The following is a 13,507-nucleotide window of genomic DNA, read 5'->3' on the forward strand; positions in this document are numbered from 1 at the left end:
ATGACACCGCGCCGGGTCCACCGGACGCGGTACGGAACTTGCCGCGGGCGGCGGACGCGGGTGCGGGCCGCTCGTTCGTACGTTCTTCCTCGTCACCAGGCAGGACACGATGAGGAGCGGGGACATGAGCGGCGATCCGGTGATCGAGCTGAGCGGTGTGAGCCGCCACTACGAGGGCGCGCGGGCGGCCTTGGACGGGGTCACGCTGAGTGTGCGGGAGGGGGAGTCGGTGGCGGTGCTCGGCCCGTCCGGCAGCGGGAAGTCCACCCTGCTGAACCTGGTCGCCGGGCTGGACCGGCCGAGCGAGGGGACGGTCACGGTGGCCGGGGTCCGGGTGGACCGGCTGAACGAGTCCGCCTCGGCCCGCTACCGGCGCGGCACGATCGGCATGGTGTTCCAGTTCTTCAACCTGCTGGACGACCTCACCGTGGCCGACAACGTGGTGCTGGCCGGCGAGTTGGCCGGTGTCCCGCGAGCCGAGGCCCGGCGCCGGGCGGCCGAGCTGCTGGAGTCGCTCGACATCGACCGGCACGCCCGCGCCCACCCGGGCCGGCTCTCCGGCGGAGAGCGCCAACGCGTGGCGGTGGCAAGGGCGTTGATGAACGATCCGGCCCTGCTGCTGGCCGACGAGCCGACCGGCGCGCTGGACTCGGCCTCCGGCGAGGACGTCAAGGAGCTGTTCCGCGAGCTGCACCAGGACGGCCAGACCATCCTGATCGTCACCCACGACCTGAGCCTCGCCGAGGACTGCGCCACCCGCACGGTCCGGATGCGGGACGGCCGGGTCGAGTCGGACTCGGCGGCGGAGGTGGGCGCATGAGTGAGCGAAGCGAACTCATCATCAAGAGGTGCGTGTTGCGCGAAGCGCCTGCCGAGCGCAGCGAGGTGGGCGCATGAGCGCGCTCGGTCGTGTCGTTCGTGCCGGGGTGCGCAGGCGCCGGACCCAGTCGGTCGCGGTCGGGCTGGCCGCAATGGTGGCCACCACCTGCTCCGTCCTCGGCGGTTCGCTGCTGGTCGCCTCCCAGGCCCCCTTCGACCAGGCCTTCGACGGCCAGCACGGCGCCCACCTCACCGCGCGCTTCGACGGCACCCGGGTGAGCGCCGACCAGCTCGCCGCCACCGGGCACGCCGCCGGGGTGACGGCCGCCGCCGGCCCCTTCCGCACCGTCACGGTCGACCCGGAGCCGGGCCCCGGCTCGACCGTCCCGGCGGGCCTGACGATGCCGCCGATGACCGTCGTCGGCCGCGCCTCGGCCGCCGGCGGTGTCGACAACGTTGCGATGGTGCAGGGGAGTTGGCCGACCAAGCCGGGCGAGGTGGTGCTCGGCGCCATGTACGGCAACCCGGGTGTGCCGATCGGCGGCACCCTCCGCCTGCCCGGTCTGCCGGGCGCGCCCTCGCTGACGGTCGTCGGCCTCGCCCGGTCCGTCAGCCGGACCGCCGACGCCTGGGTGATGCCCGAGACCATCCCGTCCCTCACCGCGCCCGGCAGCACCCCCGGTTACGAGATGCTCTACCGCTTCGCCCAGGCCGGCACCGCCGACGCGATGACCGCTGACCGGGCCGCCGTCGCATCCGCCGCGCCCGACGGCGCGCTCACCGGCGCCCAGTCCTGGCTCACCGCCAAGCAGGGATCGGACCGCAACACCGCGCTGTTCCTGCCCTTCATGGTCGCCTTCGGCCTGCTCGGCATGGCGATGTCGGTGCTGGTGGCGGGCAATGTGGTGGCCGGTGCGGTCGGCACCGCCACCCGGCGGATCGGCGTGCTCAAGGCGATCGGCTGCACCCCCGCCCAGGTGGTGCGTGCCTACGTCGCGCAGGCGCTCGTCCCGGCCACCGCCGGCACCCTGCTCGGGGTGGTGGTGGGCAATCTGCTGACCGTTCCGGTGCTCGCCACCGCCGGGAACCTCTACGGCACCAACGCCTCGGGCATCGCGCCCTGGGTGGACGTCGCCGTGGCGGGGGGAACGCTGGCCGCCGTCGCCCTGGTCGCCTGGGCGGCCGCCGCCCGCGCCGGACGGCTGCGCACCGTGGACGCGCTGGCCGTCGGCCGTACGGCGGGCGGCACCCGGCGCGACGCCCTCGCCCGGTTCGTCGCCGCGCTGGCGGCACGGCTGCCGCTGCCCCGGCCGCTGAGCCTCGGTCTCGCCCAGCCCTTCGCCCGCCCGGCCCGTGCGGCCGGGATGCTCGCGGCGGTGCTGTTCGGCACGGCGGCGGCGGTCTTCGCGGTCGGCATGGGCGGGACGATGAGCTGGGTGCAGGAGGCGAAGCACCACGACAACTCGGACGTCCTCGTGCACCCCCAGCGGCCCGGCGTTCCCTCCGACGCCTGGTCGGCCCCCGCGGCCAGGCCGGTCGCGGCCGACCCGGCCGCCGTCACCGCCGCCCTGAACGCCCAGCCGGGCACCGCCGCGTACTACGGCCTCGGCGTCGAGGACGTCACCGTCCCCGGGGTCGCCGGGAACACCACGGTGACCGCCTTCACCGGCGATTCCTCCTGGGCCGGCTACCGGATGGTCTCCGGCCGCTGGTACCAGGGCCCGGGCGAGGCCGTCGCCCCCGCCACCTTCCTGACCGAGGCCTCGGCCAAGCTCGGCGACCAGGTGACCTTCACGACCCACGGCCGAACGGTCACCGTCCGGATCGTCGGCGAGGTCTTCGACCCGCACGTGCAGAGCAACGAGCTCTTCACCGACGCCGCCGGCTTCCCGTCCGGCACGGCCCCGGAGCCGGACACCTGGTTCGTCAAGCTGAAGTCCGGCACCGACCACGCCGCCTACGCCACCGCCCTCGGCGGCGCGCTCACTCCGCTGCACATGGCCGCCGAGGCCGGCGTGGAGCACAGCTCCAGCGACTCGATCGCCGCCCTGAACTCGCTCACCGCCACCCTGACCGTGCTGCTGGTCGTGGTCGCCGGGCTCGGGGTGTTCAATACCGTCGTGCTGGAGATCCGCGAGCGCACCCGGGACATGGGCGTCACCAAGGCGCTCGGCATGACCCCGGCGCAGACCGTGGGCGTCGTCCTCGCCTCGGTGCTCCTGGTCGGGGCGGTCGGCGGCGCGATCGGCCTGCCGGCGGGCCTGCTGATGCACGGCCTGACGGTGCCCGCGATGGGCCACAGCGCCGGGCTGAACTTCCCGGCCTCCGCGCTGGACGTCTTCGGCACCCCGGTGCTGGTCCTGCTCGGCCTCGGCGGGGTGCTGATCGCCCTGCTCGGCGCCCTGCTCCCGGCCGTCCGGGCGGCGCGGGCGCGGACGGTGGACGCGCTGCGGGCGGAGTGACCTCCACGGATGTGTGCGCAGGCAGGGCGGGTGGGCGGCCGAAGGGGGCCGCCCACGCGGACCTGTCCGTGGAGCCCGGACCGGCTCGATGCCGGTGCCGTACCGGATGGCGTGAGCTCAGGCGCCCTCTCCCGTCCGCTCCTCGCCCGTTCCCTCCCCGCCCTCCCGCTCCCCGCCCTCCCGCTCCGCGGCCCGGTCCGCCTCGGCCTTCTTCTCGGCCGCCCGGACCTGCTCGGTGAAGGTGTGCTCGTCGATCCGCTCGACCGCCGCCCCGTGCTTGGCGGCCAGCTCGTCCGCCGGGCCGGGCGAGGCCTCCCGGACGTCCAGGGCGAGCAGCGCCCCGCCGTCCGGCACCCGGGGTGAGAGCACGATCATCGCGGCACCGGCCTCCGTCGCGTAGTGCTCCTCGGCCGCGTTGCCGAGCGCCGCGCCCGCCGCGAAGCCCAGCAGCATCCCGACCGGCCCGCCCAGCAACCCCACCAGGCCGCCCACCAGGCCCGAGCCGACGGTGGCCACGCCCGCGCCCCGGGTGAAGGTGTCCCGCACCTCCAGCACGCCGTCGGCACTGCGCTCCAGCGCGGCCGCCATCCGCAGGCCCGGAAGGTGCTGCGCCTCGTCGAAGGCCGAGCGCCAGGCGGTGGCGTCGGGGAAGGTCAGCAGGACGAGGTTGTGCTGCTCGCTCATCGCACTCCGATCGGGGTGGGGCTGCCCGTGTCTCCATCGTGACCTTCGCTCCGGGGCGCTGCCACAGGAGCGACAGTTCAAACCAGGGTCGTGGTCCACCCGGGCACGACCGCCCCTGTTTCGGCCAGGTGTGGAGCCACCCGAACGATCGGACGGCGGGGGCGGGTGGAGGGAGCGAGCGGGCTCGGCCTGGGGGAACGAGGGCGCGGCCGCCGGGCTCCCGTTGGTTCGATCCTGGCCGAAACGAGGACCGGTGGTGTGCATGCCACTGGTGTGCCGAGTGGGGCGCTGCCAAGATCCGGATTCGGCACACCCGTGCCAGATCCGAACGCTTGGAGGAGGCAGCATGCAGCCCACGGCTGAGCAGGTTCGCGCACTCAAGGACGAGGACTTCCGGCTCACCCTCGGTCAGGGCCACCAGGTCCACCCGGCCGGCGAGCTCTCGGACGAGCTCTACGTGACCGCCGCGGTGCTGAACAGCACCTGCGACGGTTGGTCCAGCTGCGGGCGGCTCTGCAGCTACTGAGACCGGGATCCGGCGCGGGCCCCGGTTCGTACGGTCGGCCGGGGTCCGCACCGGACAGGCGCTCCGCGCGCCTTCGCGCACCGGCGCCGAACGGACAGAGCAACAGTGCAGACAGAGAGGCAGCACCACCCAGTGGTCGACGCGTCCGAACTCCTGCGGGCTGCCGCCCGAGCCGTCCCGCTGAACGCCCGCGGCCGGGCGCCGGAAGGGCCCGACGCGGAGGCGCTCGGTGACGCCGACCGCGCCGAACGCCGTGAGCGGGCCGCCCGGAAACTGGAGCGCTGGCGGGCCCAGGCGCCGTTCGACCGCGCCGACTGGTTCACGCGCCGGCTCACGGCCGACGGCATCGACCCCGACGCCCTGCACGCCCTGCTCGCCGAGCACCCGGACGCGCTCGCCGACCGCCTCGGAACGCACCCCTGGGCCGAGCGGCTCGTCACCGCGTTCCACCGGCCGGCCGCCCTGGACATTCCTGCGGAACACGAATTCGCCGGGCTCGTCGCCCCGCTGCTCGCCGCCGCCCACGACCGCCTGCGCACCGGGCTGGCCGCCCTGGACGCCCCTGCCCTGGGCACCCCCGAGGAACTGGCCGCACTCGCCCTCCCCGCACTCACCGCCGCCGCCCACGCGAGGGCGACCCGGACCGTCATCACCGAACTCCATGTCGCCCGACTCACCGGCGAGTTGACCGGCGACACCCCCGAGGGGCGCTACCGCGACTTCGTCGACAGGCTCACCCGGCCCGAGCGGGCGCTGCGACTCCTCGCCGAGTACCCGGTCCTGGCCTTCCGCCTCACCACCGCCGCGGAGCAGTGGACGACCACCACCCTCGCCCTGTTCCGACGACTCGCCGCCGACCTGCCCGCCCTCGCCCGCACCTTCGCCGACGGCCGCCCGCTCGGCCGGCTCACCGAACTCGCCACCGGCCTCGGCGACCCGCACCGCGGCGGTGCCACGGTCAGTTCGCTGCGCTTCGAGCACGGCGTGCGGATCGTCTACAAGCCGCGGCCCCTCGGCGCCGAGACCCACTTCCAGCAGATCCTGCACTGGCTCAACCCGCAGCTGCGGCTGCCCCTGCGCGACCTCGCCCACCTGGCTCGCGACGGCTACGGCTGGGTCGCCCACCTCACCGCCGAACCGGCCCGGGACGAAGTCGAGTTGAGTGCCTTCTACCATCGCGCCGGCACCCTGGCCGCGCTGATGTACGTGCTCGACGCGGTGGACTGCCACGCCCAGAACCTGCTCGCCGTCCGGGACCAACCCGTGCTCATCGACCTGGAGGCGATCCTCCACCCCGACCTGCACGAGCCCGCCAAGGACCTGTCCGAGTCCGAGCGGCTCGCCCGCCACCAGGCCCGGCACTCGGTGCTGCGCTCCGGCCTGCTCCCCGAACGGATGTGGGACGAGGGCAACGGCGGCACCGACCTCTCCGCCCTCGGCTGGGACCCGGCCAGCCTCCCGCCCCGCCCCGCGCCGGTCCTGGTCGACGAAGGGACGGACGAACTCCGCGTGGAGTACCGGAGGTTGCCGGTGGAAGCCCCCGGCAGCCGACCCGTGCCGGCCGGGCAGCCGCTGCGACCGGCCGACCACCTGGCGGAGTTGGAGGCCGGATTCACCGAGGCCTACCGGCTGCTCGCCGCCGACAAGGGTCAACTCCGCTCCCTGCTCCGCGCGTTCGCGGCCGACGAGACACGCCTGCTGCGCCGCGACACCTTCGAGTACCGCAGCCTGCTCGGCACCGCCTGCCACCCCGACCTGCTGCGCGACGGCCTCGACCAGGACCGCCACCTGGACCGGCTCTGGTCCCTGGCCGCCTGGGAGGAGCGCGCCCTCGCCTACGTCGACCACGAACGCGCCGACCTGTGGCGCGGCGACGTGCCCGTCTTCACCATCCGCCCCGACGGCGTCGACGCCCGCTCCTCCACCGGTGCCCTCATCCCCGACGTCACGGACCGGCCCCCGCTCGACCTCGCCCTCGCCAAGGCCGACGCCCTCGGCGAGGAGGACCTGGAGCGCCAACTCCAGCTGCTGCGGCTGTCGGTGACGACCTCCGGCGGCGCCCGGGAGCCGCACGGCCGGGCGGTCGTGCGGACACCGGTGGCCGGTGCGGCCCCCGGCCGGGGAACCGCCGACCGCGCCCTCGCCATGGCCGTCGAGGTCGGCGAAGGGCTGCTGCGCGAGGCCTGCCGAGGGAGCGCCGACCTCGCCTGGGTCGGCCCCAACTGGGCCCCACCCGGCCACTGGGTGCCCGCCGAACTCGGCCCCGACCTGTACAGCGGCACGGCCGGTGTGACGCTCTTCCTCCACCAACTAGCCTGCGCCACCGGCGACCGTGACCACCGGACGGCCGCCTCCGCCGCCGAACTGACGCTCCGCCGGCAGATCCGGCGGCGCGCCGACCGCCTCGGCGGCGGCCTGTCCGGCCTCGGTGGCCTGCTCTACGCGCTCACCCAGCTCACCGCCCACCATCCGGACGCCGAACTCGACGCGCTCGGCTCCCTCCTCCTCGGCCGTGTCACCGCCACCGCCGCCGGCGACACCCAGTACGACCTCCTCGCCGGGAACGCGGGCACCATCGGCGGCCTGCTCGCCTGGGAGGCCGTCCGCCCCGGGCCCGCCGTCACCGACGCGCTGGCGGCCTGCGCCGAACGCCTCGTCCAGGCCGCCGCCCCGCACCCCGAGGGCGGCGCCGGCTGGCTGCCCGCCTCCCTCGCCGGTGCCGTCACCCGCCCCCTCGCGGGCTTCGCCCACGGTGGCTCCGGCATCGCCTGGGCCCTGGCCCGGGCCGGGCACCGCCTCGGCGACCCCCGCCTGCCCCGACTCGCCCTCGCTGCCGTCGCGTACGAGCGCACCCTGTTCGACCCCGCCGCCGCCAACTGGCGCGACGTCCGCGAGGACGACGGGCCCGACGGCCCCAGCTACCCCGCCCTCTGGTGTCACGGTGCCTCGGGCATCGCGCTGGCCCGCACCGACCTCGCCCGACTCGTACCGGAAGAACGCGAGTCGCTCCTCGCCGAGCGTGACGCCGCCCTCGGTACGGTGCTCCGGGAGGGCTTCGGTCACAACTCCTCGCTCTGCCACGGCGATCTCGGCAACCTGGAGGCCCTCCACCTCGCCGGCGGATCGTGGCAGGCCGCCGCCGAGCGGCAGACCCGCGCCACCCTGGACGACCTGGCGGCCCGGGGCTGGACCTGCGGCCTTCCGCGCGGGGTCCGCAGCCCCTCGCTGATGGTCGGCCTGGCCGGCATCGGCCACGGCCTCCTGCGCCTCGCCGCCCCCGGCGTCACCCCCTCCGTCCTGACCCTCGAACCGCCGACTGCCTGATCCCGCCGGGCCGTTGCCGCTAGCCGTCGGCCGCCCGAGTCGTCCGGCGGCGGCCGGCAGCGCGCGGCCGTCGCCTGGGCGCTCTACCGTACGGTGCGCAGCCCCGGCCTGCTGGTCCCTGACGAGCCGACCCGTCCCGGCGCAGCGGACTCCGGGCTCCGCGGGTTCGTGAGGCGAAGCCCGGCGCACCGGCACCCCGCCGGTGCGCCGGGCAGGCCGCTCAGTCGAGGCAGAACTCGTTGCCCTCGATGTCCTGCATGGCCAGGCACGATTCATTGACGCCGTCGGCGCGCAGCAGTTGCACGCGCACCGCACCGAGCGCGACCAGCCGTGCGCACTCGGCCTCCAGCACGGCGACGCGCTCCTCACCCACGAGCCCGGTGCCGACCCGCACGTCGAGGTGCACCCGGTTCTTGACGACCTTGCCTTCGGGAACGCGCTGGAAGTACATGCGCGGGCCCACACCCGTGGGGTCCATGCAGACGAACGCCGCACCCTGGCGCTCGGCCGGCAGCGAGTGGTTGTAGTCGTCCCAGGTGGCGAACCCCTTCGGCGGCGGCGGTACGACGTACCCCAGCACCTCGCACCAGAAGCGGGCGACGCGCTCGGGTTCCGCGCAGTCGAAGGTGACCTGGAACTCCTTGATCGATGACATCGGTCCTCCATGACGCGTGCTGTTCAGGGCGGCCCCGGATGTCATCGCTGCGTGGTGAGCGGACGTGTCACCAGGGATGCGTCGATGTCCACCTCGTCGTCGAGCAACCTGGTGATCTCGGGCACGGCGGGTGAGCCTGCCACATGATCACCGTCGGCTCAACCGGTTTTCCGCCCGTGCAACGTGGTGGACCATGGCGGTATGGAGCTGAGGATCGAGGCCGCCGACCTGCCGGGCCGCGAGTGCGGCGCCGGGCCCGGGTTCCCGGGGTATCGGGACATCCACGTCGCCGTCCAACGCCGCGGCCGCCCGGCCGAGTTGCTCGACCCGCAGCCCGGGGACGCGGCGCGGGCGCGCTGGTTGCTGGAGTGCGCGGCGAAGCGGCTGCCGGACGGCGGGGTGGACATCACCGGCCGGTACGTCCAGGGCGGGCCGGGCGGCCGGTTCGTCTACCTCAGCTGGGTGACGCGCGCGGGCGACACGTGGTCGCTGTTCCGCCGGGCCAAGCTGTTGCTGGCGGGGGTCGACCCTGCCACCGTCGAGGCGGCCGTGGCGAGCGGATTGCTGGTCGCCCGCCTCGGCCTCACCGACGCCAAGGGCCACCCGCTGTGCGCCGCCGTCCGCCCGCCGCTGGTCATCTGGACGGCAGCGGGCTGAGCGCCGCGCACTCCAGCGGCGCCGACGGGTCCACCGAGAGGTCGGCGGGCGCCGGCCGGGTACCGGCACGGACCAGCAGATCGCCGATCGCCGCCACCATCGCGCCGTTGTCGGTGCACAGCCGCAGCGGCGGTACCCGCAGGGCGATGCCCGCCGCCGCGCAGCGTTGCTCCGCGAGCGCCCGTACCCGTGAGTTGGCCGCGACCCCGCCGACCACCACGAGGGTGCCGATCCCGTGGTCGGTGCAGGCGCGCACCGCCTTGCGGGTGAGCACGTCCGCGATCGCCTCCTGCAGCGCGGCCGCCGCGTCGGGCACGTGGGGTTCGGGCCGCGCCTCGACCCAGCGGGCGGCGGCGGTCTTCAGGCCGGAGAAGGAGAAGGCGTACGGGTCGTCCTTCGGCCCGGTGAGCGGGCGGGGGAGCCGTACGGCCGTCGGGTCGCCGGCGCGGGCGGCGCGGTCGATCGCGGGGCCGCCGGGGTAGGGCAGGCCGAGGACGCGCGCGACCTTGTCGAAGCACTCGCCGGCCGCGTCGTCCAGGGTGTCGCCGAGGTGGACGATCGGGTCCCGGGCGAGGTCCCGGACGAGGAGCAGCGAGGTGTGTCCGCCGGAGACGATCAGCACCACGCAGGGGTTCGGCAGCGGCCCGCCGTCGAGGGTTGCGGCGGCGACGTGCCCGGCGAGGTGGTGCACCCCGTACAGCGGGACGCCGAGCGAGAACGCGTACCCCTTGGCGGCGGCCACCCCCACCTGCAGCGCCCCGGCCAGCCCCGGACCGGTGGTGACGGCGACCGCGCCGACGTCACCGAGCGTCAGCCCGGCCCGGTCCAGCGCCTCCTGGACCACCGGCGCCATCGCGTGGACGTGCGCCCGGGCGGCGATCTCCGGAACCACCCCGCCGTAGCGGGCGTGCTCGTCCATCGACGAGGCGACGGCCTGCCCGAGCAGGACGCCGTCCCGGACCAGGCCCGCGCCGGTCTCGTCGCAGGAGGACTCGATGCCCAGTACGACCACCGGCGACCCTGTCACAGCCACTCACCCTCATCAGCCATTACACGTTCGGGTGACCATTGTGCCCGACAAGATGTGAGGAATAAGCAGGAGCCCATACTTCGCTCCTGCAAGTCATACGCAATAGTGTTGTCCCGGCACGATCGATACGACCAACCCGCCGAAAGGGGCCGTGTCCTGATGGGCACCTACACGCTTCCCGACCTGCCGTACGACTACTCCGCGCTGGAGCGGGCGATGTCGGCCGAGATCCTGGAGCTGCACCACTCCAAGCACCACGCCGCTTACGTGAAGGGCGCGAACGACACCCTGGAGCAGCTCGCCGAGGCGCGCGACAAGGAGCAGTTCGGCGGGCTGGTCGGTCTGCAGAAGACCTTCGCCTTCCACCTGTCCGGCCACGTGCTGCACTCGCTGTTCTGGCAGAACCTCTCCCCGGAGGGCGGCGAGCGCCCCGAGGGCGAGTTGGCCGACGCCATCACCGAGCACTTCGGCAGCTTCGAGGCCTTCAAGAAGCAGCTCACCAACGCCACCACCGGGGTCCAGGGCTCGGGCTGGGGCATCCTCTCCTGGGAGCCGCTCGGTCAGCGCCTGATCGTCGAGCAGGTCTACGACCACCACGGCAACGTGGGCCAGAACACCACCCCGCTGCTCGCCTTCGACGCCTGGGAGCACGCGTACTACCTGCAGTACCGCAACGTCCGCCCGGACTACGTCACCCGCCTGTGGGACGTCGTCAACTGGCAGGACGTCCAGGCCCGCTTCGCGGCCGTCAAGAGCGCCTGACCCGGATCAGGTGACGAAAGGCCCCGGTCCGGTCGGGCGGACCGGGGCCTTCCCCCCTGTTCCGGGCGTCGACGCGGCGCGGGCGCGACGCGGAGCGTTGACGCCGGACACATCCGGCTCACCGAGACGAAGGCCCGACTCCACCCGTTGTTCGCCCGGAAACGGCCACCGGTCGCTACGCTCGGACCACCGCCGGTAACCGGCGGTCGGCGGCCGAACGGCCCGTCCGCTCCCCAGCGAAAGGCCGTCCGATGGCGCCGCGCCTCTCCGTCGTCGTCCCGATCTACAACGTCGAGCGCTACCTCGCGGAGTGCCTGGACTCGATCGCGGCGCAGACCTTCGAGGACTTCGAGTGCGTCATGGTCGACGACGGATCGACCGACGACGGACCCGTGATCGCCAAGGCGTACGCCGCCAAGGACCGGCGCTTCCGGCTGGTCCAGCAGGAGAACAAGGGCCTCGGCGCCGCCCGCAACACCGGCTGGCGCCACCTCACCCCGGGGACCGACTACCTCGCCTTCGTGGACAGCGACGACACCCTGCCGCCGCACGCGTACGAGCTGATGATCCGCACACTGGACGAGACCGGATCCGACTTCGCCGCCGGCAACGCGCTGCGGCTGCGCACCACCGGCCTCTCCCCCTCGCACGCCCACCGCCGCCCGTTCCGCGAGACCCGGCTGCGCACCCACGTCACCGAAACCCCCGCCCTGGTCACCGACCGCACCGCCTGGAACAAGGTCTACCGGCGCACCTTCTTCGACGTCGCCGGCATCCTCTACCCCGAGGGCATCCTGTACGAGGACGCCCCGGTCAGCGTGCCCCACCACTTCCTCGCCGAGCGGGTCGACGTGCTCGCCGAGCCGATCTACCACTGGCGGGTGCGCGAGGACGGCGCGCTGTCCATCACCCAGAAGAAGACCGACCCGCGCGGCCTGATCGACCGGGTCCGCTCGATGGAACTCGTCCGGGAGTGGCTGCTGGCCCGCCCCGAGCCGGTGTTCGCCGAGTACCTGCGCGCCTACGACCGGAACTGCCTGGTCGAGGAGATCCCGATGTTCTTCTGGTCCGTCCCGGACGGCGACCGCCCCTACTGGGAGGTCTACCAGCGGCACGTCAGCCGGCTGATCCGGGCCATCGGCACCGAGCGGCTGGCCGGGCTGAGCGCCCAGCTGCGGGTCAAGTACCGGCTGACGCTCGCCGACGCGATGAACCGCTTCGTGGCCGTCCAGCGGGCGCACAGCCTCGTCCGCCGTACCCGCCAGGCGGTCAGGCGTCGGTGAGTTCGCGGGGTGATCCGGCGGACCCCGGACGGCTGCCGGTCGGCCAGGCCATCGAGGTTTGCCCCGACACTGCCCCTCCGGTCCTTGCCCTCACCCCGGAGATCGCCGTAGACCGGCTCTGAGACGTGGCGACCACGGCCCGAACCGCCTGTCCAGGAGGTAGATGTGCACGCGCACGACCAGCGATCGCAGGGCAAGTCCGAGCACCGGGAACACAGCCGGCCGGCCGCACGGCAGCAGCCCGCGCCGCTGCACCTCCAGTCGATCCATGCGCTGCAGCGCACCATCGGCAACGCGGCCGTCGTCCAACTGCTCGGGCAACAGCGGCAGTCGCAGTCCCCCGTGCAGCGCTCGACCGTCCACCAGGTGCTGCGGTCGCCGGGCCGCCCACTGGCGGACGACATGCGGGCGGAGATGGAGGCCCGCCTGGGCGCCGACTTCAGCAGCGTGCGGATCCACGACGACTCCGCCGCGGCCCGCTCCGCAGCCGAGATCAGCGCCCGCGCCTACACCTCCGGCGAGCACGTCGTGCTCGGCCACGGCGGCACCGACAAGCACACGCTGGCCCATGAGCTCACCCACGTCATCCAGCAGCGCTCGGGCCCCGTGGCGGGTACCGACCAGGGCGACGGACTGTCCGTGAGCGACCCCGGCGACCGCTTCGAGCGCGCCGCCGAGGCGAACGCCGTCCGGGCGCTGAGCCGGACGGTACCTCCGGCCGGCCAGCGGGTCGCCGCTCAAGCCCCTTCCGCCGGACCGGAGTTGCCGGTGCAGCGCGCCTTCACCGGCAAGCCGTACGTCACCTACGGCGCGCTGAACGGAAACGGCGTCGGCACCTCGATGCATGCCGAACTCTGGCCCGGCCAGCTCGGCAAGGGCTCCAAGCCCAGCGTCCAGCCGTCCTGGTGGCCGACCGGGAGTGGCGCGACCGCCGACTGGTTCAGCAAGTTCATGGTGCAGGGGCACCTGCTCAACGAGCAGGTCGGCGGCCCCGGCAACACCATGACCAACCTGACGCCACTGTGCAAGTCCGCGAACTCGGCGCACCACGCGAAGGTCGAGAAGGACGTCAAGGCCGAGGTGCTGACCAACGGCAACGTGGTCGAGTACGCCGTGACGGCCGACTACAGCACCCACCCGGCCGGGAAGGACTTCGCGCCGATCGCGAGCGCGGTGGAGGCCGACATCGACGCCAACTACGCCGCCAAACTCGCCGGCAAGATCGAGGCCGAGTACACCGTCTACGACACCGCCGGCAACGAACTGCACGGCGACGCGTGGGAGATCGAGAACAACCGGCTGTAA

The 13,507-nt window shown here is 73.8% G+C and carries 11 protein-coding genes; 8 read left to right on the top strand and 3 right to left on the bottom strand.

Annotated elements, in window-relative coordinates; all coding sequences use genetic code 11:
- Window positions 1-124: 124 nt before the first annotated feature.
- Both ACIRYZ_RS07575 and ACIRYZ_RS07580 read left to right on the top strand, forming a co-directional pair.
- Window positions 125-820 (top strand): ABC transporter ATP-binding protein, encoded by a 696-nt coding sequence (locus ACIRYZ_RS07575; protein ID WP_402940888.1) that lies wholly within the window; start codon window positions 125-127, stop codon window positions 818-820.
- 73 nt (window positions 821-893) lie between these two features.
- Complete coding sequence (locus ACIRYZ_RS07580) at window positions 894-3,281, top strand: FtsX-like permease family protein (RefSeq protein WP_402940891.1); 2,388 nt, start codon at window positions 894-896, stop codon at window positions 3,279-3,281.
- A 117-nt stretch (window positions 3,282-3,398) separates the two neighbouring features.
- On the opposite strand, the gene ACIRYZ_RS07585 is transcribed toward ACIRYZ_RS07580, so the two are convergent.
- Window positions 3,399-3,965, bottom strand: coding sequence for a hypothetical protein (locus ACIRYZ_RS07585; RefSeq protein WP_402940894.1), 567 nt, complete (start codon window positions 3,963-3,965; stop codon window positions 3,399-3,401).
- A gap of 346 nt (window positions 3,966-4,311) precedes the next feature.
- Here ACIRYZ_RS07585 and ACIRYZ_RS07590 point away from each other — a divergent pair, with 346 nt between their 5' ends.
- Window positions 4,312-4,491 (top strand): hypothetical protein, encoded by a 180-nt coding sequence (locus tag ACIRYZ_RS07590; RefSeq protein WP_387629607.1) that lies wholly within the window; start codon window positions 4,312-4,314, stop codon window positions 4,489-4,491.
- A 132-nt stretch (window positions 4,492-4,623) separates the two neighbouring features.
- Window positions 4,624-7,815 carry a type 2 lanthipeptide synthetase LanM family protein gene (locus tag ACIRYZ_RS07595; RefSeq protein ID WP_402940898.1) on the top strand — a complete coding sequence of 1,064 codons (3,192 nt, stop codon included), beginning with the start codon at window positions 4,624-4,626 and terminating at the stop codon, window positions 7,813-7,815.
- A 220-nt stretch (window positions 7,816-8,035) separates the two neighbouring features.
- Here the strand turns inward: ACIRYZ_RS07595 and ACIRYZ_RS07600 are convergent, their stop codons facing one another.
- Window positions 8,036-8,470, bottom strand: coding sequence for a VOC family protein (locus tag ACIRYZ_RS07600; protein ID WP_402940901.1), 435 nt, complete (start codon window positions 8,468-8,470; stop codon window positions 8,036-8,038).
- 201 nt (window positions 8,471-8,671) lie between these two features.
- Between ACIRYZ_RS07600 and ACIRYZ_RS07605 the strand changes: the two genes are divergently transcribed.
- Entirely contained in the window at window positions 8,672-9,127 is a 456-nt protein-coding gene (locus ACIRYZ_RS07605; RefSeq protein ID WP_402940903.1) for a DUF5990 family protein, read from the top strand.
- Here ACIRYZ_RS07605 and tsaD read toward each other — a convergent pair.
- Entirely contained in the window at window positions 9,105-10,154 is a 1,050-nt protein-coding gene (gene tsaD, locus ACIRYZ_RS07610) for a tRNA (adenosine(37)-N6)-threonylcarbamoyltransferase complex transferase subunit TsaD (protein ID WP_402940905.1), read from the bottom strand. The two genes, ACIRYZ_RS07605 and tsaD, sit on opposite strands and share 23 nt — an antisense overlap.
- A 162-nt stretch (window positions 10,155-10,316) precedes the next feature.
- On the opposite strand from tsaD, the gene ACIRYZ_RS07615 reads away from it, so the two are divergent.
- From ACIRYZ_RS07615 to ACIRYZ_RS07625, 3 genes are all read left to right on the top strand, one after another.
- Complete coding sequence (locus ACIRYZ_RS07615; protein ID WP_402940907.1) at window positions 10,317-10,919, top strand: superoxide dismutase; 603 nt, start codon at window positions 10,317-10,319, stop codon at window positions 10,917-10,919.
- A 251-nt stretch (window positions 10,920-11,170) separates the two neighbouring features.
- Window positions 11,171-12,202: a glycosyltransferase family 2 protein gene (locus tag ACIRYZ_RS07620; protein ID WP_402940909.1), complete on the top strand. Its 1,032-nt coding sequence runs from the start codon at window positions 11,171-11,173 to the stop codon at window positions 12,200-12,202.
- A 165-nt stretch (window positions 12,203-12,367) separates the two neighbouring features.
- Window positions 12,368-13,507, top strand: a complete 1,140-nt coding sequence (locus tag ACIRYZ_RS07625) for a DUF4157 domain-containing protein (protein ID WP_402940912.1) — start codon at window positions 12,368-12,370, stop codon at window positions 13,505-13,507.

It is taken from the genome of Kitasatospora sp. NPDC101155, from assembly GCF_044768305.1.
GTDB lineage: Bacteria > Actinomycetota > Actinomycetes > Streptomycetales > Streptomycetaceae > Kitasatospora.

Excerpts from the sequence above, each read along its gene's own strand:
- ACIRYZ_RS07575 (WP_402940888.1), top strand. The coding sequence starts at position 125 with ATGAGCGGCGATCCGGTGATCGAGCTGAGCGGTGTGAGCCGCCACTAC.
- ACIRYZ_RS07580 (WP_402940891.1), top strand. The coding sequence starts at position 894 with ATGAGCGCGCTCGGTCGTGTCGTTCGTGCCGGGGTGCGCAGGCGCCGG.
- ACIRYZ_RS07585 (WP_402940894.1), bottom strand. The coding sequence starts at position 3,965 with ATGAGCGAGCAGCACAACCTCGTCCTGCTGACCTTCCCCGACGCCACC.
- ACIRYZ_RS07590 (WP_387629607.1), top strand. The coding sequence starts at position 4,312 with ATGCAGCCCACGGCTGAGCAGGTTCGCGCACTCAAGGACGAGGACTTC.
- ACIRYZ_RS07600 (WP_402940901.1), bottom strand. The coding sequence starts at position 8,470 with ATGTCATCGATCAAGGAGTTCCAGGTCACCTTCGACTGCGCGGAACCC.
- ACIRYZ_RS07605 (WP_402940903.1), top strand. The coding sequence starts at position 8,672 with ATGGAGCTGAGGATCGAGGCCGCCGACCTGCCGGGCCGCGAGTGCGGC.
- ACIRYZ_RS07615 (WP_402940907.1), top strand. The coding sequence starts at position 10,317 with ATGGGCACCTACACGCTTCCCGACCTGCCGTACGACTACTCCGCGCTG.
- ACIRYZ_RS07620 (WP_402940909.1), top strand. The coding sequence starts at position 11,171 with ATGGCGCCGCGCCTCTCCGTCGTCGTCCCGATCTACAACGTCGAGCGC.